This is a genomic window from Streptomyces sp. BBFR25, from assembly GCF_044590125.1.
Lineage (GTDB): Bacteria > Actinomycetota > Actinomycetes > Streptomycetales > Streptomycetaceae > Streptomyces > Streptomyces canus_D.
The window spans coordinates 6,802,329-6,822,758 of record NZ_CP172447.1 but is presented as its reverse complement, the minus strand read 5'-3'; the positions used below and the strand labels follow the sequence as shown (position 1 = coordinate 6,822,758).

The window sequence follows — 20,430 nt, the reverse complement described above, 5'->3', positions numbered from 1 at the left end:
CATCATGCGCCTGCTCACCCACCTGCGGCACGTCGACCTCGCCGTGCCCGACTACGACAAGCAGCTCGACTTCTACTCCGGCGTCTGGGGCCTGACCAAGGTCGCCGAGGACTCCGGCATCTCCTTCCTGGCCGCCGAGGGCTCCCCCGAGCAGTACGTCGTCCGGCTCCGCAAGGCCGAGGAGAAGCGCCTCGACCTCGTCTCCTACGGTGCCGCGTCCGCCCCGGACGTCGACACCCTCGCCGAACAACTCCTCGCGGGCGGCGTGCAGTTGATCTCCCAGCCGGGCAAGGTCGACACCCCCGGCGGCGGGTACGGCTTCCGCTTCTTCGACGTCGACGGCCGCACCATCGAGGTGTCCGCCGACGTCGAGGTCCGGCAGCACCGCAGGATCGAGGAGAAGGAGTCCATCCCGGTCAAGCTCTCCCACGTGGTCCTCAACTCCCCCGACCTTAACGGCACCCGCGAGTGGTACGAGCGCCACCTCGGCTTCGCCCTCTCCGACACGCTCAGCTCGCCGCACATGGGCGAGGTCATGCACTTCATGCGGATCAGCAACCAGCACCACTCCATGGCCATCGCCCAGGGCCCGCACACCGCCCTGCACCACGTCTCCTTCGAGATGCGCGGCATCGACGAGTACATGCGCGGCTCCGGCCGCGTCATCCGCGCGGGCTTCAAGAAGATCTGGGGCCCGGGCCGGCACATGGCGGGCGACAACACCTTCACGTACTTCCTCGACCCGCACGGCAACACCGTCGAGTACACCACCGAGCTGGAGAACCTGGACGAGGACACCTGGCACCCCCACGTCTACGACTTCTCCCAGCCCGAGGTCACCGACCAGTGGGGCACCGCCAACCCCATGAACGAACTCGTCGCCAAGGAGTCCTTCAACGACCCCGACCGCGGCGTGTTCGTCGCCCCGCCGGTCTGACCCGCTCCCCGTACGCCGGGGACGCGGCGGCGGCGTCCACGCCCTGACTCCCGCCGCCGCGTCCCCGGCCCCGCTCGCCCCCTTCCTCACCCCCCCACGGCTCCCGCATCAACGACGATCGAAGGAACCGCCCCGATGACCCCTCGCACGACCCCGCTGTCCCGTCGCGGCCTGCTGGCGGGCGGCGCGGCCGCCACCGCGCTCGCCGTCACCCCGCAGGCCGCCGCCGCGCCCCGCGCCGAGCCACGCGACAAGTCCCGGCCGGGAAAGGGCACGGTCGTGCACCTGCTGGGCACGGCGGGCGGCCCCCCGCCGTACGGCGAACGCATGGGCATCGCCTCCGCCGTGACCGTCGGCACCGACACCTACCTGGTGGACTGCGGTCGGGGCGCCGTGACCCAGTACCTGCGGGCGGGACTGTCGATGCCGGCGCTCAAGGGGATCTTCCTCACCCACCTGCACGCCGACCACATCGTCGACTACTTCGACTTCCCGCTGCTGTGCGCCGGTGTCATGCCGCCCCAGCCCGGACTCGGCGGCACGGTGCGCGTATGGGGGCCGGGACCGAGCGACACGGTCACCGCGGGTCCCGTCACCCCCGCACAGCCCGCGCCCGGCATCGTCGAGACCACCCGGCGCGCGAACGCCACCTTCGCCGCCTCCACCAACGCCTTCGTCGCCGAGGGCTTCGGCATCGACCCCGTCTCCATGCTCGACGTGACCGAGCTGTCGGCCCGGCCCGGCACGGTGGTGACCGTCCTCGACACGCCAGCGCTGAAGGTGACGGCGACCCGGGTCCCGCACGGCAACATGTCCCCCGCGTACGCCTACCGGTTCGACACCGCGGACGGCTCCGTCGTCTTCTCCGGCGACACCAGCCGCAGTGACGACCTCATCGCCCTGGCCCGCGGCTGCGACCTGCTCGTCCACGAGGCCGTCGACGCCGCGTGGTTCGAGGAGACCGGCCTGCCCGCCACCGTCGTCGAGCACATGCGCGAGGTCCACACCGACATCGCGGAGGTGGGCGCGATCGCCGCCGCCGCGGGGGCGCGCCAAGTAGTCCTCAGCCACCTCGCGCCGGCCGACCCGACCCAGTTCCCCGACCGCGAGTGGACCGCGGCGGCCCGCGCCTCCGCCCGCGCGGCCGGCTACCGGGGCCGCCTCACCGTGGGCCACGACCTCATGCGCATCCCACTCTCCTGATCACACTCCGCTGGAGCCGCACCATGCGTTTCGCCGCATACGAACACCGACACCACCACCGGGTGGCGGTCGTGGAAGAGGACGGCACCCTCTTCCCCCTGCCGGGCGTCACCTCGCTCACCGCACTGATCCAGCAAGCCGACGGACTCCCCGGGTTGCTCGCCGCCGGCGCCGCTGCCCTGGACGTCCCCCCGGGCCCGCATGTCTCCCAGGTCCGGTTGCTGCCTCCGCTGCGGCCCGCGTCCGTGCGGGACTTCGTGACCTTCGAGGAGCACGTGGAAGGGGTGCGCCGGTCCGTGGAGGGCACCGGCGGCGTCCCCGAGCAGTGGTACGCGGCCCCGACGTTCTACTTCACCAATCCGCACGCGATCTACGGCCCCGGGGACGGCGTCCCCGTACCCCCCGGTTCGGCCGTGCTCGACTTCGAACTCGAAGTGGGCGCCGTGGTCGGCCGGGAGGGCCGCGACCTCACCGCCGAGCAGGCCCGCGACCACATCGTCGGCTACACCGTCTTCAACGACTGGTCCGCGCGGGACCTCCAGGGCGCGGAGATGAAGGTGGGCCTCGGCCCGTGCAAGGGCAAGGACACCGCCACCACCCTCGGCCCGTACCTGGTCACCGCGGACGAGCTGGAGCCGTACCGGGACTCCGAAGGCTTCCTGCGCCTGGCCCTGACCGCCGAGGTCAACGGCGAGAAGGTCGGCGAGGACCTGCTGTCCAACATGAGCTGGACCTTCGAGGAGATGACCGCCTACGCCTCCCGGGGCACCCGCGTCGTCCCCGGCGACGTCCTCGGCTCCGGCACCTGCGGCAACGGCGGCTGCCTCGCCGAACTCTGGGGCCGACGCGGCGAACAGACACCGCCGCCCCTGAAGCCCGGCGACACTGTCACCCTCACCGTCGAGGGCATCGGCACCCTCACCAGCACCGTCGTCCCCGGCGTCGAGCCCGTCCCGCTCCCCACCGGCCGGCGCCGCTCCCGGGAGCGGCCGTGAGCGACCTGCACCCCAAGAGGCTGCTCGGCAAGGTCGTCGTCGTCACCGGCGCGGCCCGGGGCCAGGGCGCCGCCGAGGCCGAGGCCCTCACCCGGGAGGGCGCCCGGGTCATCGCCACCGACGTCACCGAAGCGCCGGGCTGCCGGCCCCTGGACGTCACCCGCGAGCAGGACTGGGCCGAACTCGCCGCCGAGTTGCGGGAGTCGTACGGGCAGGTGCACGGCCTGGTCAACAACGCCGGCATCACCTGGCGGGCCCGCCTCGGCGACGTACGCCCCGAGGACATGGCCCGCGTCCACGCGGTCAACGTCACCGGCCCGCTCCTCGGCATCCAGCACCTGGCCCCCCTCATGCCGCCGGGCTCCTCGGTCGTCAACGTCGGCTCCTCGGCGGCCCTCACCGCGCACTACCCGGTCGCCTACACCACGAGCAAGTGGGCACTGCGCGGCCTGTCGAAGACTGTTGCCCTGGAGCTGGGCCCGCGCGGCATCCGCGTCAACACGATCCACCCCGGCTACATCGAGACGGAGATGACCGCCTCCGCCGCGCCCGCCTTCCGCGAGGCCAACATCCGGGAGACGCCGCTCGGCCGCACCGGCACCGTCGGCGAGGTGGCACCCCTGGTCGTGTTCCTGCTGTCCGAGGACGCGTCGTTCATCAGCGGCGCGGAGATCCCGGTGGACGGCGGCATGACCGCGCACGGCGGCGTCAAGTCCGTCTCCGACGCCCTGCGCGAGGGAACGCCGTGAAGCGGCTGGACGGCAAGGTGGCGCTGATCTCGGGGACCGCGCGCGGCCAGGGCCGGGCCGCCGCGCTGCGGTTCGCCGCCGAGGGCGCCCTCGTGGTCGGCGGCGACCTGCTGCACGAGGGGGCCGTGGAGACCCAGCGGCTCATCGCCCGCGAGGGCGGCACCGCCCTCACCCCCGGCCCGCTCGACGTCACCGACGAGCAGTCCGTCCGTGCCTGGGTGGACGAGGCGGTGGAGGCGTTCGGCGGCATCGACATCGTGTACGCGGGCACGGGCGCCGTGCGGTTCGGCGCGATCGACAGCCGGCCGTACGAGGACTTCGCGTTCACGATGCGGGCCGAGCTGGACTCGGTGTGGCTGACCGTGCGGGCGGCCTGGCCGCACCTGCTGCGCAGCCGCGGCTGCGTCCTGACCGTCGGCTCGACCGCGGGACTCACCGGTTCCCTCACCAACCACCGGACGGCCCACTCGGCGTCGAAGGGCGCCGTCATCGCGCTCACCCGCCAACTGGCCGCCGAGGGAGCACCGCACGGCGTCCGGGTGAACTGCGTGAGCCCCGGGGTGATCGACACCGAGGGCTCGCGCGGCAACCTGCTCGCCGACGACCACCCGATGAACGACATCTGCGGTCACATCCCGCTCGGGCGGCTGGGCCACCCCGACGACGTCGTCAACGCGGCCGTCTTCCCGGCCTCCGCCGAGGCCGCCTACATCACCGGCGCCCACCTCGTCGTGGACGGCGGCTGGTCCACCGTCCTGCCCGGCGCCCCGAACCGAAAGGCAGTCCGCACGTGAACAAGGTCCGCGCCGGCGCCGCCGAGGCGGTCGCCGACATCCCCGACGGCGCCTCGCTCGCCGTCGGCGGCTTCGGCCTCGGCGGCGTCCCCGAAGTCCTGATTGGCGCCCTGTACGAACGGGGCACGAACGGCCTGAAGGTCGTCTCGAACAACTGCGGCGTCGACGGCCGGGGACTCGGCATCCTGCTCTCCGCGGGCCGCATCGCCCGCGTCACCGGCTCCTACGTCGGTGAGAACAAGGAGTTCGCCCGCCAGTACCTCGGCGGCGAACTGGAAGTGGAACTGACCCCGCAGGGCACCCTCGCCGAGCGGCTGCGCGCCGGTGGCGCGGGCATCCCCGCCTTCTACACCCCGGCCGGCGTCGGCACCCAGGTCGCGAACGGCGGGCTGCCGTGGCGCTACGCGCCCGACGGCACCGTGGCCGTCGCCTCCCCGCCCAAGGAGACGCGCGACTTCGCCGGCCGCCCGTACGTCCTGGAGCACGGCATCACCACCGACTTCGCCCTCGTACGGGCCTGGCGCGGCGACCACCACGGCAATCTCGTCTTCCGCCGGGCCGCCGCCAACTTCAACCCCCTCGCCGCCATGGCCGGCCGCGTCACCGTCGCCGAGGTCGAGGAACTCGTCGAACCGGGCGCGCTCCGACCCGATGAGATCCACGTGCCCGGGATCTACGTTCAGCGGGTCGTGGCGCTCACCGCGGTCCAGGCCGCCGACAAGCCCATAGAGAAGAGGACCGTACGCCCATGAGCTGGACCCGCGAGCAGATGGCCGCCCGGGCCGCCGCCGAACTCACCGACGGCTCCTACGTCAACCTGGGCATCGGCCTGCCGACCCTGATCCCCGGACACCTCCCGCGTGGCGTCCACGTCGTCCTGCACTCCGAGAACGGCATCCTCGGCACCGGCCCCTACCCCACCGAGGACCAGGTCGACCCCGACCTGATCAACGCGGGCAAGGAGACCGTCACCGTCCTGCCGGGCGCCTCCTTCTTCGACTCGGCGCTCTCCTTCGGCATGATCCGGGGCGGCCACATCGACACCGCCGTACTGGGCGCCATGCAGGTATCCGCCCGCGGCGACCTCGCCAACTGGATGATCCCCGGCAAGATGGTCAAGGGCATGGGCGGTGCCATGGACCTCGTCCACGGCGCCCGCCGCGTCATCGTGCTCATGGAACACACCGCCAAGGACGGCACCCCCAAAATCGTCGACGAGTGCACCCTCCCCCTCACCGGCGAGCGGTGCGTCCACCGGATCATCACCGACCTCGGCGTCCTCGACGTCACCCCCCAGGGCCTCGCCCTGGTCGACACCGCGCCCGGCGTCACCGTCGAGGACATCACCGCCCGCACCGGCACCGCCCTGGAGGTGGACAGCGTCTCCGCCGCGTGCTGACCGGCGGCCGAGAGAGTTTCTCCACGAACCATTGACACGGGGGAAACACCCTCCGAATATAGTCCGTACGCCAATGATTGGCGTACGGACCATCGGAACGGGTCTGACCTCCTCCGCTCCCGATGTCCTCCCGAGCCGACTTTTGGAGGCCAGATGCCCGTCCTCACCTCTCCACTCCACATCGCCGTAGTCGGAGGCGGTATCGGCGGACTGGCCGCCGCGTTGGCGACCGCCCGCGCCGGCCATCGTGTGACGCTCGTGGAGCGGGCCGCCCGCTTCGGCGAGATCGGGGCCGGCCTGCAGCTCGCCCCGAACGCCTCCCTCGCCCTCGACGAACTCGGCGTACTGCCGGCCGTCCGGGCAACCGCGGTAGCCCCGCCACGGCTGGTCATGATGGATGCCCTGACCGGTGACGAGGTCACCTCCCTCGATCTGCGCGGCTCGGCCTACACCGACCGCTTCGCGCACCCGTACCTGGTCACCCACCGCACCGACCTGCACGCCGCACTGCTGACCGCCTGTCAGGAGCACCCCGCTGTCACGCTGCGCACGGGACACACCGTCGCCGAGGCGGACCAGGACGGATCCGGGGTACACCTGCACTTCGCGGAGGGCCACGCCCCGCTGACCGCCGACGCGGTCGTCGCCGCGGACGGACTGCACTCCCGGCTGCGCCAGGTACTGGTCGGTGACGGGGAACCGGTCTGCTCGCGCTACGTCGCCTTCCGCGGCGCCCTGCCCACCGGGAAGATGACCGGCCGGATGTCCCAGCACGCCGCCTCGGAAGCGGTCATGGTGTGGGCCGGGCCGCGCATGCACCTGGTGCAGTACCCCGTACGTCGCGGCGAGCTGTACAACCAGGTCGCCGTGTTCGAGAGCGACCACTACATGCCGGATTCCGACGACTGGGGCACCGAGGCCGAGCTGGAGGAGCGCTTCGCCGGTGCCTGCGAGGCCGTGCGCGACGCGCTGCCGCTCGTCTCCCGCGACCGTCGCTGGCCGCTGTACGACCGCGCCCCGATCAGCACCTGGGTGCACGGCCGGATCGCCCTCCTCGGAGACGCCGCCCACCCCATGCTCCAGTACCTCGCGCAGGGCGCCTGCCAGGCGCTGGAGGACGCCGTGGCGCTCGGCCAGGCCCTCGGCCGGAGCGCGGACCCCGTCGAAGCCTTCGCCGCCTACGCGGACCGGCGTCGGGAACGGGCGACTCTCATCCAGACCAACGCCCGCCGCTTCGGCGAGATCTGCCACCTCGAAGGTATGGGAGCCACCCTGCGCAACATGCTCCTGGCCTCCCGCGGCCCCGAGGCGTTCGACGACATCTCCTGGGTGTGGACCCCCACCCCCGCACCTGCTCCCGCCCTGTGATCCGGCTCGCGTAGGAGGACACCATGACCACCGACGAACTCGCCTACAAGGCCCTGGAGGGTCTGGGAGCCGCCCCGCTGTGGCGCTTCTACGGCAACCTGTTCCCCGCCCAGCCCAAGAGCCGCGCCGTCCCCTACCGCTGGGACTGGCGCGAACTCCGCCCGCATCTCCTGCACTTCTCCAAGGCTCTGTCCCTGGAGGAGGCCGAACGACGGGTCCTCATGCTCGTCAACCCCGGCCTCACCGACCCCCCGGCCACGGTCAACACCCTATACGCGGGCCTCCAGATCATCCTGCCCGGCGAGACCGCACAGGCACACCGGCACACCTCCAACGCCTTCCGCTTCATCCTCGAAGGCGACGGTGCCTGGACCACCGTCAACGGCGAGCGGGTCTTCATGGCCCCCGGCGACCTCCTGCTCACTCCCGGCTGGCACTGGCACGACCACACCCACGAGGGCGACGCGCCGATGATCTGGCTCGACGCACTCGACTACCCTCTGGTCAACGCCCTGGAAGCCGGCTTCTACGAGCAGTACCCGCAGCGGCTCCAGCCCGTGACCAAGCCCGACGACGCCGGCAGCCGCCAGTTCCTGCACGGCCGGCTCACCCCCGCCTGGCTCACCCAGGACGGCCCCAACTCCCCCGTCACCCGGTACACCTGGCAGGAGACGGAGCGCGCCCTGGACGCCGTCGCCGACACGGCCGACGGCAGCGACGTCGACGGCGTCGTCCTGGAATACACCAACCCCTGGACCGGCGGCCCGGTCATGCCCACCATCGGCTGCCGCGTCCAGCGGCTGCGCCCCGGCTTCGAGGGCGCCGGCCGCCGCCACACGGCGTCGACCGTCTTCAACGTCGTCCGCGGCGAGGGTGCCACGATCGTCGACGGCGAGCGGCTGGAGTGGTCCGAGCACGACACCTTCGCCGTCCCCGGCTGGGCCTCCTACCGGCACGTCAACACCTCGGCCTCCGCGGACGCCGTCCTCTTCTCCTACAGCGACGAGCCGGTCATGCGCTCCCTCGGCCTCTACCGCACCGAAGACGCCGACCCCGGCGCCTGACCCTCCCACCCGACACCCACAAGGAGGCCAGCATGCGTCTGGCACTGTTCAACAAGGGACGCCTCGGACTCGTCGTCGGTGACGACCTCGTCGACGTGACCGACCAGGTCGCCGGAGCCGACACCGCCGGCCCCGTCGGTGCGCTCCAGCGGTACGTCGAGGCGGCCGCCGACGGGGAGACGGCCCGTTTCGAACCAGCCGGCCGGCCCCGCATCCCCCTGGCCGAAGCGGTCCTGGAGGCCCCGCTCCCCCGCCCCGGGAAGATCATCGGCGCGCCGGTCAACTACCTCGACCACAAGGCCGAGATGGAGTACACCACCTCGGTCGCCGACCTCGGCGTCTTCCTCAAGGCGAACTCCTCCGTCATCGGCCCGGGCCAGGACGTCCTCCTGCCCTACGCCGACAAGCGCACCGACCAGGAAGGCGAACTGGGCGTCGTCATCGGCCGCACCGCCTCGCACGTGAGCACGGACGAAGCCCTGGACCACGTCTTCGGCTACACCTGCGTCCTGGACATCACCGTCCGCTCCGGCGAGGACCGCTCCACCCGCAAGTCCTTCGACACGTTCACCCCGCTCGGCCCCTGGATCGTGACCGCCGACGAGATCCCGGACCCGGACGCCCTCGACCTGCGCTGCGACGTCGGTGGCACCACCCGGCAGCGCACCAACACGGCGGACCTCATCTTCGGCGTCCGCGAACTGATCGCGTACACCTCCTCCGTCATGACCCTGCACCCGGGCGACGTGATCGCGACCGGCACCCCGGCCGGAGTGGGACCGCTCAGCCACGGAGACCGCGTGGTCCTGGACATCGAGAAGGTCGGTCGCCTGGAGGTCGGTGTCGACGGCTCCCGTGCCCTTCCCTACGACCGGCGCCCCGGCCGCCGCAGCCGCTGACCACGCGGTCGCCGCCGGGGTGGTGCCGGCACTCGTAGACTCCCCACACCGGCCGTCCCCCGGCCGGCACCACCCCGGCGACCGACGGACGGAAGACTGTGGCGCACGCACTGGAACTGCACAACTACGTCGGACACCTGATCCGGCGCGCGGAACAGGTGCACACCGCCCTGTGGTACCGACACGTGTCCAGGGAGATCACCTCCCAGCAGTTCGCCGTCCTCAACACCCTCAGCCGCGACCCCGGCATCGACCAGCGCACCCTCGCCCGCTTCACCTCACTGGACCGCTCGACGGTCAACCACATCGTCCGCCGCCTGACCGACCAGCACTACATCAGTCAGGTACGCGACGAGGAGGACCGCCGACGCACCCTGCTGAGCCTCACCGATCAGGGAGCGGAACTACTCGACTCCCTGATCCGTCCGGCCGAGGCCGTCAACGAGCAACTGCTCGACGCGCTTCCCGGTGACGAACGCGAGCTGGCCGTCGACGTCCTTCGCAAGATCGCGTCGCTGGACGCCGAGGCACTCGGCGACGGCCCGTGAGCTCGGTGAAGCGCGGGACGTCCAGGTGGCGAGGAAGAACTCACGTCACTATGGGCGCGGAGTTCGGCGAGCCTCCACGCAGGCCCGGCGCTCCGTCCCCTCTTGCGGGTCCCGACCAGCAACTGCCGGTAGCCGGCCGCCGTCGCCGGAAAGGATTCGGTTCCCAGGAGTCTCCCGAGCGAGGAGATCACGGCGGCGACATGCAACTCGCCGTGCGTGTCCACGCCCGGGACGACCTCGCGCCGAACCGGGGGTCCGTGCTTGAGGAGGTGCTGCGCTGTCGGGTCGTCATGGTGGTTCGCCTCCTGCGTGGTGACGTGCTGAGTGGATGGCACCGGGCTGCTCGGGCGGTCTGCACCGTGAGGGCGCCTGGACTCGGCAACGCCCTTATGGGGACACACCCTGTGGCCCAGTGACAGCGGGCACCGTCCCGCAACAGGAGTCGACAGGCCCGTGACTGGACACTTCGAGCAAGGGACTCACTGCGATTCGCTCCGGGGAGGGCGAGCGCTTGGCGTCGCCGGGCCGAGGTGGGCTGTCAAGGCTGTTGTGCCCCCCGCGGGCCGCCGAGCGCGTGGGCCCAGGCCAGCAGTTCGGGAGCGTCCAGTGTCGGTAACCACTCGTCGGCCCGGGTGGCGCCGTCGCCCTGCGGCCGGGGACCGACGCCCAGGACCCGCAGGCTTGCCCGGCGGGCTGCTTCCACACCGGTCAGGGAGTCTTCCACCGCCAGTGCCCTGTGCGGGGGGACACCGCAGAGCCGGGCCGCCACGGCGTACACGTCGGGATGCGGCTTGGGGCGTACGCGGTCCCCGGTGTCGGGGACGACGAGGTGCTGGAAGTGCGCGAGCAGCCCGGCCCGTTCCAAGCTGCCTTCGACCACCACCCTCGGGCAGTTGCTGGCCACCGCCAGCGGCAGGCGGCCGGAGAGCAGCCGTACGAGCCGGACCGCACCCGGCATCGTCACCGGTTCTTCGGTGACCAGTGCCAGGAAGTGGTCGAGAAGCGCGGCTGTCAGGTCCTCGGTCAGTTCGGGTTTGTGCACGGACTGGGCCATGAGCCGGCCACAGTCCTCGTAGTGCAGGCCAAGGGCCCGCTCCGCGAACCCGGGCGGTGGCTGAAGGCCGTGCTCCCGGAAGGCCCGGCTGCGAGCCTCCTGCCAGTGGCGTTCGCTGTCCATGAGGGTGCCGTCGCAGTCGAAGACGACGGCTTCGGGCGACCAGTCGAGCAGATCGTGGTCCGTGGTGGTCACTGGGCCTCCCATGCTTTCGCATGTATGTGGCATTCCTGTCTCCACAGGAAACGGAAAGATAGTTTCCGCTACGTTATTTCCATCCAGGCAAATCGGGCAATAACCCTTTTCGGTGACGCGATGGGTGCCGGAAGCAGGCGTATGGCTGTGCGGCGACCTGTATGGCGCTGCCGCTGAGAGCGTCAACGCCGCGCGCCTGTCCGCCGGTTGGCACGCGCGCTTGACCGTGCGCGGCTCGGCGTGTCGTGCTCCCTTTACCACTCGCACGCGTTCGCATTCGAAAGAACTGTGTAATTGCCGTCAGAAAGTGCGCGTTTGGGCTCCGGGCGTACGCTGGCGCACTAAATTCGTGGCCCGACATCAAAGCAGACGAGGGCGGACGGAACGTTGCAGGAACGGGCGAAGGCAACCCGCAGATCACTGCTGGAAGCGGCAGCCCAACTGTTCGCCGAACGGGGGTACGCGGCCACCAGCGTCAACGACATAAGCGCGAGGTCGGGCCGGACCAGCGGCGCGGTCTACTTCCACTACACCGGCAAGGAAGGAATCGCCGTCGCCGTCGTCGAGGACCGGTTCGCCACCTGGTCCCAGCTCGCAGCACGCTACGGCGACGAGACCGTCCCTCCACTCGAACGGCTCGTCGCCCTCAGCTACGACGTCGCCCACGCCCTCACCCGGGACCCCATGACGCGTGCCGGTGCCCGTCTGTGGACCGAGCGCACCGTCATCAAAGCTCCCGTCCCGGACCCCTTCGCGCTCTGGACCGCCGCCACCACACGACTGCTCGCGCAGGCCCGGCTGGCAGGGCACGTCAACGAGGGCGTCCGCCCCGCCCGCACGGCCCGCACCCTGGTGCCCGCGTTCTTCGGCCTGTGCACCCTCACCGAGGCACTCGGGGGCACGACCGCCCTCGACGACCGCCTGACCGACTGGTGGCACCTGACTCTCCCCTCCCTCCGGACAGGCCGGTGAGACACATACTCCGGAAGGGCACGCCGACCCGGTGCGGCGGTCGTGGACCGTCCGGCACCGTCGGAGACGGCGCGACGACATTCACGAGCCTTCCCCGGGCTCACCACCTACGCGATCGCCCACCGCGCCACGCTCACCGGGTCTACCGGGAACCATGGGGCGTTGCCGGCCGGCAGGCGGAATCCCTCGGCACTCTGCGTCGCGCGCCACTCACGGACGATTGTCTTGGTTGGCCACTGCACGAACGGCCTCAGACCCTCTCGTGCAGTCGCTGCCCATGGTTCCTCAGCGACTGCACGGTCCTCGCCGGCTGCCTCGCGTTCTGCGCCGCGGGTCTGTTGAACGGAACGTCGACGCCGCACGTCTGCCGTGTCAGGCCCATCATGGCTCCGTCTGGACCTGGTCACCGGCCTGTTACTCCGACCACCGCCGAGGACCAACTGCTCCGCTCGACGCCGGGGTTCGACCCCTGCGGTCCGCGCCGGCGGGCAGGGTCTACGCTGCGACCGGTGGCCACCGCATGATCTCCGGTCTTCACCCACCGATGACCAACGGTGGCCGCACCGTCTCCGCCGGCCGTCCCGTGTCAGGAGGACATGTGCAACGTGGCGAAGTCTGGTGGGCCGAGTTCGACGAGCGGCGGCTGGTCGTCCTGCTGTCGGGAGACGACGCGGCCGGGATCCGGGTGATGCAGGTCGTCGCTCCGGCGGGCGTCGACATCAGCGGTCTGGGGGTCGAAGTGGCAGTGGGCGCCGCGGAAGGACTGCCCTTCGAAGGGGTGCTGCGGATCGCGATCCCGCGTCCGGAACTTACCCCCTGCACGTGGCTGACCACCGTGTCCCGGGACGACCTGATCGAGCGGGCGGGCGCCCTGTCCGCGGCGAAGCTCAGCGAGATCGAGGATGCCCTCCGACTCGGCGGACTCGCGTAGGCCGAGAAGGTCCGCGGGCGCTCCTGCGGCCCGACAGCCCGGTTCTTCGGCTCATCAGGCTGCACGGACCCCCACGCCGAGTGTCCTGAGCTGCTCGATGACCGTGTCGTGAGGATCGGCGTCGGTGATCAGTCCGGTGATCTTCTCCCACCGTGCTGCGCCTGCCGGGCGAGTCCGCCGGCGCCGACCAGGACGTCGCCACCGCCCGCCGCCGCGGGCTGCCCGTCTACCACGACGTCGCCGAGATTCCGCGCCGCACCCCGCAGGAGACCAGGTGAGGAGCCGCCCGGGTGTCGACACCCCCGATCACCGCGGACGCACCGGTCTCCACCTCGCCGGACGCGACCTCACCCGCAACCCCGACGTCCGGATACGCGACGTCGAACTCACCTCCCAGGGCTGGCACGTCCTGCGCCGCACCACCTTTGACTACCGGCGCCGCGACGGACGGTGGGAGACCCAGCAGCGCGAGACCTACGACCGCGGCAACGGCGCCGTCGTCCTGCCCTACGACACCGAACGCGGCCGCGTCCTGCTCACCCGCCAGTTCCGCTACCCCGCCTACGTGAACGGCCATCCCGACGGCATGCTCATCGAGGCGGCGGCCGGACTGCTCGACGCCCAGGACCCGCACACCGCGATCCGCCGCGAGAGCGCCGAAGAACTCGGCATCGGACTCGGCCCTCTCACCCACGTGCTCGACGCCTACATGAGCCCGGGCTCCGTCACCGAGCGCCTCCACTTCTTCGCCGCCCCCTACACCCCGGCCGACCGGACCGGCACGGGCGGAGGAGTCGAGGAGGAAGGCGAGGACATCGAAGTCCTCGAACTCCCCTTCGCCGAGGCCCTCGCGATGACCCGCGACGGACGTATCGCCGACGGCAAGACCGTCATGCTCCTGCAATGGGCTGCCCTGTCCGGGCCCTTCGCCCGACAGTAGAACGGCCGCCCGTTTCAGGCCACGTGCGGTACAGCTGAACTGCCCCTTCTACCCTCGTTGTTCGGTTTTCTTGACTACTTCATGCCGTTATGGTCGATTATTTATTTGCCTTATGACAACTACCTGGATGGGAGAGTGACTGCGCCTGGGATCGGCGTGAACATGTCCGGCTCCTGGTCGGGAGTCAGCGCGGTCGGGCCGGCGCGTGCCCTGGAGGACCACCTGGCCGATCCTCGCCGGGCTCTCCGTCCGCGCGCGGTCAGGAGGCCGTACGCCGGTGCGGCGGCGTGATGGCGTACAGGTCGAGGATGTCCGGCCGGGGTGCGACGCCCGGTCCGCCGGCGCGTACCCAGGCCGCGATGTCCTCGGTGGCGTCCGGGTCGTTGACCAGCCCCAGCCAGACGGACCGGGCTCCGGCGGCCCGGCCCCGCGCGGAGGGCTGTACGACGACGACGTTGGCCTGTTCGCAGACGTCGAGGCAGTCGGAGACGCGTACCGGTGCCGCGGCGCGCAGGCGTTCGATCTGGGCCGCGTGGTCGACGCCGGTCACCTTGGGGCTGCCGCAGCAGCAGTCGCGGCACACGACGATGCGGCAGGGTACGGGGCGGCCGTGGGCCGTCGCGGGCCTCGCGTCCTCTGGCGTTCGTCCGGTCGGCGTTGCGGGCATGCGGTGCCGTCCCTCTCTCCGGGGAGATCCGCCCCGGTGGTCCGTCGAGGAGGCGACCGCGTGAGTCTCCTGGCTCTCGGGTCGATGCTCGTCCCGGCCTTCCCACCCGTTGCCGGGCAGTGGCCAGTCGGGACTCGCTCGCCGATCACAGTGGCGGGACCGCGCCGGATTCACACCGGCTTCCTCGTTCCGCCGTCGCCTTGTCGCCGGCCATCATGCCATCCCGGGAACTCCGTCCCACCCGCCCGGTATTGGCCGTCAGTCCGTCTCCTGTTCGTGCGGGGCGGTCGCGGGCGCGTGGGTCGGGCGGTCCCGTCCGCCGTCACGGCCCGACACCGCCACGACGACGAGCCCGACGACGACGGCCGCGGCGGCGACCCGGCCTGCCCCCCGCATCCACCACCCGGGCCGGGCCGCGCCACCGCGCCCGCGGGCGGAGCCCAGCCGTTCGGCCCGCCGGGCCGGTCGCAGCAGGCGGAGCAACAGCAGTGCCGCGACCGGCAGTTGCAGCAGCCACAGGACGGTGCGGGGCCATTCCCCGTACCAGACGTTGGTTCCGTACAGCAGCGTGTGCCACACGCTGAGCACGTAGACGACGATCACGAAACGGTGCAGCCGCCGCCAGGTGTTCGCTCCGATGCGGTGCCGGACGTAGAACAGCAGCCCCAGCGGGATCGCCAAGTACAGGGCGCCCTGGCCGAGCGGGATGGCGATCCGGCCGGTTCCGGAGTCGTACCAGCCCGGCACGAAGGTGTCCGCGAAGCCCACCCAGAGCCGTTCCGCCCAGTCCACCTCCGTCTCGTAGCGCACGAGTTCGGCCGCGAACATCAGCGCGTGCGCCGCCATCAGCGCCATGGTCGTCAGGCTCGTGGTGCGGTGCCAGCGCTCCAGTACCTGCCGGGAGACCGGCAGCCGGGTGGGGCGTGGTCCCGACAGCAGCAGGCCGAGCATGACCGTGCCCCAGGCCCACAGCAGCCCCGACCATCCGAACGCCTGGCTGAGCAGGTACATCCAGTACGTACCGGGATCGTCCATGAACGGCATGACCGCGACGGTGTCCGAAGCACCCGATTCCATGCGGGCGTACAGGAGCGCGAAGACGAGCGCCGTGACCACCACCGCCGCGGTGGCGTCGGGCAGGGCGGACCGCAGGTCGCCGCGCAGCGCGACGCGGTCACCGGGAGGACGTTGCCGCCCGGGCGGGTCCGCCGACCCGTCTTCGTCCGGCCTCGCGTCTGACAGCATCGGGCCTCCCGGGCACGGACTATCGCGGGGGTGGTGCGCATGTGGCGTGGGGCAACAAGTCTGGCTGAAGGGGCGGCGATCCTCCGAGGTGTTATCCGGCCAGAGCCATCACGCGGCCGGCTCCGCCCGCCCTTTCGCCCGTCGATCGGGGAAACGTAGGATCGCCTGGTCATCGCCGCGACGGGAGACAGGAAGCCGGTGCGAATCCGGCACGGTCCCGCCACTGTGACCGGGGAGCGCCCCTCCGACATGCCACTGCGCACCGCGCGGGAAGGCGGAGGGATCGTCGATCCGGGAGTCAGGACACTGGTCCGTCGCGGGCCCGATCCGAGGAGCGCGGACTCCAGGAGGCTTCACGTGTCCCAGTTGTTCACCCCTGCCCGCACACGCGGGTTCCTCCGTGCCACGGCGGCTGCCATGGCTCTTTCGTCGGTGCTGCTGGCCACCGGCTGCGGTTCGCCGGAGCAGAGCGGCCAGGACGCGAAGGCCACCGCGGCCGTGCCCGCGGGCTTTCCCGTCACCGTCGACAACTGCGGCGTGAAGACGACGTACGACAAGCCGCCGTCGCGGGTGGTCACCATCCACCAGCACCCGGCGGAGCTGATGCTCGCCCTCGGCCTGAAGGACCGCATGGTCGGTACGGCCTTCCCCGACTCCGCCGTCCTGCCGAGCCTCGAGGAGGACTACGAGGCGATCCCCGAACTGGCGGAGAAGGAACCGTCGTTCGAGAGGGTGCTGGACGCCGAACCGGATCTCGTCTACGGCGGCTACGGCAGCGCCTTCGCCGAGAAGGAGGGCCGCTCCCGCGAGGCGTTCGCCGACGCGGGCATCGACACCTATCTCAACCGTGAGTACTGCGGCAAGAGGCGGGTGACGATGAAGGACACCTACGACGAGATCCGCACCATCGGCAAGATCTTCGGTGTCCCGGACCGGGCCGACCAGCTCGTCGCCGACCTCGAAGGCCGCGTGGGCAAGGCGGCCGCCGAGGTCGAGGCCGAGCCCGAGGTGCCCGTCTTCGTGTACGACAGCGGCGACAAGGCCGCCTTCACCGCGGGCGGCAAGAGCCTCGGCACCGAACTGATCCGGCTGGCCGGCGGCGAGAACGTCTTCGCCGACCTCGACGACGTCTTCGGCGACGTCTCCTGGGAGCAGGTCATCGAGCGCAGGCCGGAGGTCATCGCCGTCTACGACTACGCGGGCGCCGGAAGCGTCGAGCAGAAGAAGAAGTTCCTGCTGTCCCAGTCCGCGCTCGCCGACGTGCCCGCCATCAGGAACAAGCGATTCGTCGTGCTGCCGCTGACCGCCACCCTGGTCGGCATCCGCTCGGCCTACGCGGTCGACGACCTGGCCCGCGGACTGCACCCCGAGAGCTTCCGGTGACCCAGGCCGCCGCCACCGACACGTCCGCCGAGCCGGTGGTGCGACGCCGGAGGACCACCGAGCCGGGGCCGGGCCGTACGAGGTCGGGCATCACGCTGCTCGTACTCACCGCCCTGCTCATCGTCTCCGCCACGGCCGGCCTGGCGATCGGCTCCGTACAGGTGCCGCCCGGCCAGGTGTGGGGCATCGTGACGCATGCGCTGGGTGCCGACTGGCACGAGCCGGACTGGTCGCGGGCCCGGGAGACCATCGTGGTGGACGTGCGGGCGCCGCGGGTTCTGCTCGGTGCCGTCACCGGAGCCGGGCTCGCGGTGGTCGGCACCGCGCTGCAGGCCCTGGTGCGCAATCCGCTCGCCGAGCCCTACCTGCTCGGAGTGTCCTCCGGGGCGTCCCTCGGCGCGGTCACCGTGATCGTGTTCGGCGTCACCGTCTTCGGACCGGCCTCCCTGTCGGTGGCCGCCTTCGTGGGCGCCCTGGGCGCGCTCCTGCTCGTCTACGCCACGGCCCGCACCGGCGGACGCATCACCTCGTCGCGGCTGGTGCTGTCCGGGGTCGCGATCGCGGCGGTGCTCACCGCGCTGCTCGATCTGCTGCTGCTCACCACCGACCGGGGCAACGAGGCCCGCGCGGTCCTCGCCTGGACTCTGGGCGGCCTGGGCGGGGTCGACTGGGGCACGCTGTGGCTGCCGAGCACGGCCCTGCTCCTCGGTGTCGGCGTCCTCATGGTGCAGGCCCGCAATCTGAACCTGCTGCTGACCGGCGAGGAGGCGGCCACCACGATGGGTCTGGACGTGGCGCGGTTCCGTGCCCGGCTGTTCGTCCTGCTCTCCCTCGTCACGGGAGTGCTGGTCGCGGCGGCCGGACCGATCGGGTTCGTCGGCCTGATGATGCCGCACATCGTGCGCCTGTTCGTCGGCGGCGACCACCGCCGGGTGCTGCCGACGGCGGCGCTCGGCGGGGCGGTCTTCCTCATCTGGGCCGACATCGCCGCGCGGACGGTCGCCGCCCCGATGGAGATACCCGTCGGTGTGCTCACGGCCCTGTGCGGCGGGCCGTTCTTCCTGTGGCTGATGCGCCGGGACGCCCGGCGCGGCACGGACCGAGGAGTGGCATGACCGCGTCCGACCTGAGCGTCGACGGGGTCACGCTCACCGCCGGGGCCCGTCACCTGGTGCGCGACGTCTCCCTGACCGCCCGTCCGGGCGAGACCATCGGGCTCGTCGGCCCCAACGGCAGCGGCAAATCAAGCCTCCTGCGCGCCGTCTACCGCGTCCTGCGCCCCGACACCGGCCAGGTCCTCGTCGACGGAGGCGACGCCTGGTCGCTGCCGGTGCGGCAACTGGCCCGTACGGTGGCGGCGGTGGTCCAGGACTCGGCGGCCGACTTCGACCTCGCCGTCCGCGAGGTCGTCGCCATGGGCCGCACCCCGCACAAACGACTCCTCGCCGGTGACACCGCCGAGGACGCCGAACTCATCGACGGCGCGCTCCTCGCGGTCGACGCCCGCCACCTGGCCGACCGCCCCTTCGACCGGCTCTCCGGCGGCGAGCGCCAGCGCGTCCTCATCGCGCGCGCCCTGGCCCAGCGGCCCACCCTCCTGGTCCTCGACGAACCCACCAACCACCTCGACGTCCGGCACCAGCTGTCGGTGCTCGGCACCCTGCGCCGCCTGCCCACGACCGTCCTGCTCGCCCTGCACGACCTCAACCTGGCCGCCTACTACTGCGACCGCCTCTACGTCCTGCACGACGGCGAAGTCACCGCCTCCGGCCCACCCACCGAGATCCTCACCCCGCGGCTCCTGGCCGAGGTCTACGGAGTGGCGGCGGAAGTCGCCACCCACCCGCGCACGGGCGCCCCGCAGGTGACGTTCCTCCCCGAGGAGCCGCGCGTCTGAAGGACCCACTCGGTACGGGCCGGGGCGGCGAGGTGACCCGGGGGCTGCTGCGGGAGCGGCCGGGTTCCGGTCACCCGGCCCGTTCGGGAATCGTCGGGAGCACCTTCTCGGCGATGTCCAGGAGGGCGCTGTCGTCCGGGAGGGCTCCGGAGTCGCTCCACACGGTGATGTCGTAGTAGCCGCCCTGGTCCTTCGCGTCGAGGGCGACGGACAGGGACCGGGCCAGGGGGCCCTGTCCGACCGGTCCGCCGGAGCTGCCGCTCCCCAGGTCGATCTCGATGCTCATGGTGTGGTCCGAGGCGAGGACCGCGGGCCGGCCGAGGACGGAGAGCGTCTTGACGTCCGTCTCCTCGCCGTACTTCATCAGCTTGACGTACTGGGCGATCGACAACTGGTTGTACGTGACCGAGACGTGCACGGTGTACGTGTCGAACTGGACCTCGGCCGACGGCTGGGCGATCTTCCCGTCGGTCAGCGGGGCCGTGTTGCTGGTGCCGGACGCCACGGTCGCGGTCTCCGCGGGCGTTCCGAGGAGCTGGGCCAGGTCGGACCGGTTGAGCGCCGTGCACAGCTCGCCGCCGGTCACGGCCCGGGGCGTCTTCTCGTAGGCGCCCGGCAGTTTCTCGTCCTCCCCGCTCGCACACGAGGCGGCCGACGGCGTGCCCTCGTCCTCGCCGGGCAGCAGGTCCGGGCCCAGCCACGCGGCCGCCCCGAGCGCCGCGAAGACGGCCACGGCCGCGAACGCCTGGCCCCACGCGTTGGGTTCCTTCTCAGGAGCGGTCGGGGCGACGACCGCCGGGGCCGGGGCCGCCGGGGCCGGGGCCGCCGGGGCGGGGGCCGTCGGCGCGGGGGCGCGGCGTGCGCGCAGGGCCCGGACCACCGTGTGGATCCGCACCGCGGTGAACACCAGGAACGCCAGGCCGATCGCGGCCGCCACCCCTTCGCCGTCGCGATGGGCGAGGTACATGATGCGCACGCCGAAAACGGACCCGACCACGATGAGCAGCGGCTCGCGGACCCAGAAGGGCAGGAGACGGACGAGGAAACCGAGCATCCGGCGATCTCACCAGGCCAAGATCACGTTTGCTGTGACGGAAGCCATAGTTCCGGCTCGGTACTCAACCGTGATGAAACGGGGCCCGCGCGGCGATTCCCTCCCGTCGTCGCCATCACCCCGTTGCGCTTCTGAC

Annotated in this window: 21 protein-coding genes, 1 pseudogene and 2 riboswitches; of the genes and pseudogenes, 18 read left to right on the top strand and 4 right to left on the bottom strand. The window is 71.5% G+C overall.

Annotation, left to right across the window (positions count from 1 at the left end):
- Positions 1 to 4: 4 nt before the first annotated feature.
- The 11 genes from ACGH52_RS31105 to ACGH52_RS31055 all read left to right on the top strand — a co-directional run bounded on the left by ACGH52_RS31105 (position 5) and on the right by ACGH52_RS31055 (position 9,956).
- Entirely contained in the window at positions 5 to 937 is a 933-nt protein-coding gene (locus ACGH52_RS31105; protein ID WP_399944104.1) for a VOC family protein, read from the top strand.
- Positions 938 to 1,072: 135 nt separating this feature from the next.
- Positions 1,073 to 2,140: an MBL fold metallo-hydrolase gene (locus tag ACGH52_RS31100; protein WP_399944101.1), complete on the top strand. Its 1,068-nt coding sequence runs from the start codon at positions 1,073 to 1,075 to the stop codon at positions 2,138 to 2,140.
- 23 nt (positions 2,141 to 2,163) lie between these two features.
- Complete coding sequence (locus ACGH52_RS31095; RefSeq protein ID WP_399944098.1) at positions 2,164 to 3,135, top strand: fumarylacetoacetate hydrolase family protein; 972 nt, start codon at positions 2,164 to 2,166, stop codon at positions 3,133 to 3,135.
- The gene (locus ACGH52_RS31090; protein ID WP_399944095.1) at positions 3,132 to 3,884 is read left to right on the top strand and encodes an SDR family NAD(P)-dependent oxidoreductase; all 753 of its coding nucleotides are present in this window, start codon (positions 3,132 to 3,134) and stop codon (positions 3,882 to 3,884) included. Before ACGH52_RS31095 ends, ACGH52_RS31090 begins: the two co-directional genes overlap by 4 nt.
- On the top strand, positions 3,881 to 4,678 hold the full coding sequence (locus ACGH52_RS31085) for an SDR family NAD(P)-dependent oxidoreductase (RefSeq protein ID WP_399944092.1): 798 nt from the start codon (positions 3,881 to 3,883) through the stop codon (positions 4,676 to 4,678). Before ACGH52_RS31090 ends, ACGH52_RS31085 begins: the two co-directional genes overlap by 4 nt.
- Positions 4,675 to 5,430: a CoA transferase subunit A gene (locus ACGH52_RS31080; protein WP_076977061.1), complete on the top strand. Its 756-nt coding sequence runs from the start codon at positions 4,675 to 4,677 to the stop codon at positions 5,428 to 5,430. The genes ACGH52_RS31085 and ACGH52_RS31080 overlap by 4 nt, the downstream gene beginning before the upstream one ends.
- Positions 5,427 to 6,077, top strand: a complete 651-nt coding sequence (locus tag ACGH52_RS31075; RefSeq protein ID WP_121700961.1) for a CoA transferase subunit B — start codon at positions 5,427 to 5,429, stop codon at positions 6,075 to 6,077. Before ACGH52_RS31080 ends, ACGH52_RS31075 begins: the two co-directional genes overlap by 4 nt.
- 153 nt (positions 6,078 to 6,230) lie before the next feature.
- The gene (locus tag ACGH52_RS31070) at positions 6,231 to 7,445 is read left to right on the top strand and encodes an FAD-dependent monooxygenase (RefSeq protein ID WP_399944087.1); all 1,215 of its coding nucleotides are present in this window, start codon (positions 6,231 to 6,233) and stop codon (positions 7,443 to 7,445) included.
- A 23-nt stretch (positions 7,446 to 7,468) separates the two neighbouring features.
- The gene (locus tag ACGH52_RS31065; protein ID WP_121700963.1) at positions 7,469 to 8,509 is read left to right on the top strand and encodes a cupin domain-containing protein; all 1,041 of its coding nucleotides are present in this window, start codon (positions 7,469 to 7,471) and stop codon (positions 8,507 to 8,509) included.
- 32 nt (positions 8,510 to 8,541) lie between these two features.
- Entirely contained in the window at positions 8,542 to 9,408 is an 867-nt protein-coding gene (locus ACGH52_RS31060; protein WP_210974935.1) for a fumarylacetoacetate hydrolase family protein, read from the top strand.
- 98 nt (positions 9,409 to 9,506) lie between these two features.
- A complete protein-coding gene (locus tag ACGH52_RS31055) occupies positions 9,507 to 9,956 on the top strand; it encodes a MarR family transcriptional regulator (RefSeq protein ID WP_210974936.1) in 450 nt (149 codons plus the stop codon).
- A 538-nt stretch (positions 9,957 to 10,494) separates the two neighbouring features.
- Here ACGH52_RS31055 and ACGH52_RS31050 read toward each other — a convergent pair.
- A complete protein-coding gene (locus tag ACGH52_RS31050; protein ID WP_210974937.1) occupies positions 10,495 to 11,205 on the bottom strand; it encodes an HAD family phosphatase in 711 nt (236 codons plus the stop codon).
- Positions 11,206 to 11,592: 387 nt separating this feature from the next.
- Here ACGH52_RS31050 and ACGH52_RS31045 point away from each other — a divergent pair, with 387 nt between their 5' ends.
- From ACGH52_RS31045 to ACGH52_RS31030, 4 genes and pseudogenes are all read left to right on the top strand, one after another.
- Positions 11,593 to 12,177, top strand: a complete 585-nt coding sequence (locus tag ACGH52_RS31045) for a ScbR family autoregulator-binding transcription factor (RefSeq protein WP_121701273.1) — start codon at positions 11,593 to 11,595, stop codon at positions 12,175 to 12,177.
- A 598-nt stretch (positions 12,178 to 12,775) separates the two neighbouring features.
- The gene (locus ACGH52_RS31040) at positions 12,776 to 13,108 is read left to right on the top strand and encodes a type II toxin-antitoxin system PemK/MazF family toxin (RefSeq protein WP_399944081.1); all 333 of its coding nucleotides are present in this window, start codon (positions 12,776 to 12,778) and stop codon (positions 13,106 to 13,108) included.
- 152 nt (positions 13,109 to 13,260) lie between these two features.
- Positions 13,261 to 13,386 (top strand): annotated as a pseudogene (locus ACGH52_RS31035) (DUF4406 domain-containing protein); the annotation flags it as partial.
- Positions 13,383 to 14,048 carry an NUDIX domain-containing protein gene (locus ACGH52_RS31030; RefSeq protein WP_399944078.1) on the top strand — a complete coding sequence of 222 codons (666 nt, stop codon included), beginning with the start codon at positions 13,383 to 13,385 and terminating at the stop codon, positions 14,046 to 14,048. The pseudogene ACGH52_RS31035 and the gene ACGH52_RS31030, both read left to right, overlap by 4 nt.
- 259 nt (positions 14,049 to 14,307) lie before the next feature.
- Here ACGH52_RS31030 and ACGH52_RS31025 read toward each other — a convergent pair whose 3' ends face one another.
- Complete coding sequence (locus ACGH52_RS31025; RefSeq protein WP_399944075.1) at positions 14,308 to 14,715, bottom strand: (2Fe-2S) ferredoxin domain-containing protein; 408 nt, start codon at positions 14,713 to 14,715, stop codon at positions 14,308 to 14,310.
- A 62-nt stretch (positions 14,716 to 14,777) separates the two neighbouring features.
- A riboswitch (cobalamin riboswitch) is annotated at positions 14,778 to 14,904 on the bottom strand.
- 69 nt (positions 14,905 to 14,973) lie between these two features.
- Positions 14,974 to 15,960, bottom strand: coding sequence for a ferric reductase-like transmembrane domain-containing protein (locus ACGH52_RS31020; RefSeq protein ID WP_076977039.1), 987 nt, complete (start codon positions 15,958 to 15,960; stop codon positions 14,974 to 14,976).
- A 187-nt stretch (positions 15,961 to 16,147) separates the two neighbouring features.
- Positions 16,148 to 16,269, top strand: a riboswitch (cobalamin riboswitch).
- Positions 16,270 to 16,377: 108 nt separating this feature from the next.
- Here ACGH52_RS31020 and ACGH52_RS31015 point away from each other — a divergent pair.
- The 3 genes from ACGH52_RS31015 to ACGH52_RS31005 are packed head-to-tail and all read left to right on the top strand — an operon-like array spanning position 16,378 to position 19,240.
- Positions 16,378 to 17,343, top strand: coding sequence for an ABC transporter substrate-binding protein (locus ACGH52_RS31015; RefSeq protein WP_399944072.1), 966 nt, complete (start codon positions 16,378 to 16,380; stop codon positions 17,341 to 17,343).
- On the top strand, positions 17,340 to 18,458 hold the full coding sequence (locus tag ACGH52_RS31010) for a FecCD family ABC transporter permease (RefSeq protein WP_374103176.1): 1,119 nt from the start codon (positions 17,340 to 17,342) through the stop codon (positions 18,456 to 18,458). The genes ACGH52_RS31015 and ACGH52_RS31010 overlap by 4 nt, the downstream gene beginning before the upstream one ends.
- The gene (locus ACGH52_RS31005; protein WP_399944069.1) at positions 18,455 to 19,240 is read left to right on the top strand and encodes an ABC transporter ATP-binding protein; all 786 of its coding nucleotides are present in this window, start codon (positions 18,455 to 18,457) and stop codon (positions 19,238 to 19,240) included. Before ACGH52_RS31010 ends, ACGH52_RS31005 begins: the two co-directional genes overlap by 4 nt.
- A 70-nt stretch (positions 19,241 to 19,310) precedes the next feature.
- Here ACGH52_RS31005 and ACGH52_RS31000 read toward each other — a convergent pair whose 3' ends face one another.
- Complete coding sequence (locus tag ACGH52_RS31000) at positions 19,311 to 20,294, bottom strand: DUF6215 domain-containing protein (RefSeq protein ID WP_210974941.1); 984 nt, start codon at positions 20,292 to 20,294, stop codon at positions 19,311 to 19,313.
- Between the last annotated feature and the right edge of the window lie 136 nt (positions 20,295 to 20,430).

What these genes read in the sequence shown, in the direction of transcription:
- ACGH52_RS31105 (WP_399944104.1), top strand. Translation starts at nt 5, where the DNA reads ATGCGCCTGCTCACCCACCTGCGGCACGTCGACCTCGCCGTGCCCGAC.
- ACGH52_RS31100 (WP_399944101.1), top strand. Translation starts at nt 1,073, where the DNA reads ATGACCCCTCGCACGACCCCGCTGTCCCGTCGCGGCCTGCTGGCGGGC.
- ACGH52_RS31095 (WP_399944098.1), top strand. Translation starts at nt 2,164, where the DNA reads ATGCGTTTCGCCGCATACGAACACCGACACCACCACCGGGTGGCGGTC.
- ACGH52_RS31075 (WP_121700961.1), top strand. Translation starts at nt 5,427, where the DNA reads ATGAGCTGGACCCGCGAGCAGATGGCCGCCCGGGCCGCCGCCGAACTC.
- ACGH52_RS31070 (WP_399944087.1), top strand. Translation starts at nt 6,231, where the DNA reads ATGCCCGTCCTCACCTCTCCACTCCACATCGCCGTAGTCGGAGGCGGT.
- ACGH52_RS31065 (WP_121700963.1), top strand. Translation starts at nt 7,469, where the DNA reads ATGACCACCGACGAACTCGCCTACAAGGCCCTGGAGGGTCTGGGAGCC.
- ACGH52_RS31060 (WP_210974935.1), top strand. Translation starts at nt 8,542, where the DNA reads ATGCGTCTGGCACTGTTCAACAAGGGACGCCTCGGACTCGTCGTCGGT.
- ACGH52_RS31025 (WP_399944075.1), bottom strand. Translation starts at nt 14,715, where the DNA reads ATGCCCGCAACGCCGACCGGACGAACGCCAGAGGACGCGAGGCCCGCG.
- ACGH52_RS31020 (WP_076977039.1), bottom strand. Translation starts at nt 15,960, where the DNA reads ATGCTGTCAGACGCGAGGCCGGACGAAGACGGGTCGGCGGACCCGCCC.
- ACGH52_RS31015 (WP_399944072.1), top strand. Translation starts at nt 16,378, where the DNA reads ATGGCTCTTTCGTCGGTGCTGCTGGCCACCGGCTGCGGTTCGCCGGAG.
- ACGH52_RS31005 (WP_399944069.1), top strand. Translation starts at nt 18,455, where the DNA reads ATGACCGCGTCCGACCTGAGCGTCGACGGGGTCACGCTCACCGCCGGG.
- ACGH52_RS31000 (WP_210974941.1), bottom strand. Translation starts at nt 20,294, where the DNA reads ATGCTCGGTTTCCTCGTCCGTCTCCTGCCCTTCTGGGTCCGCGAGCCG.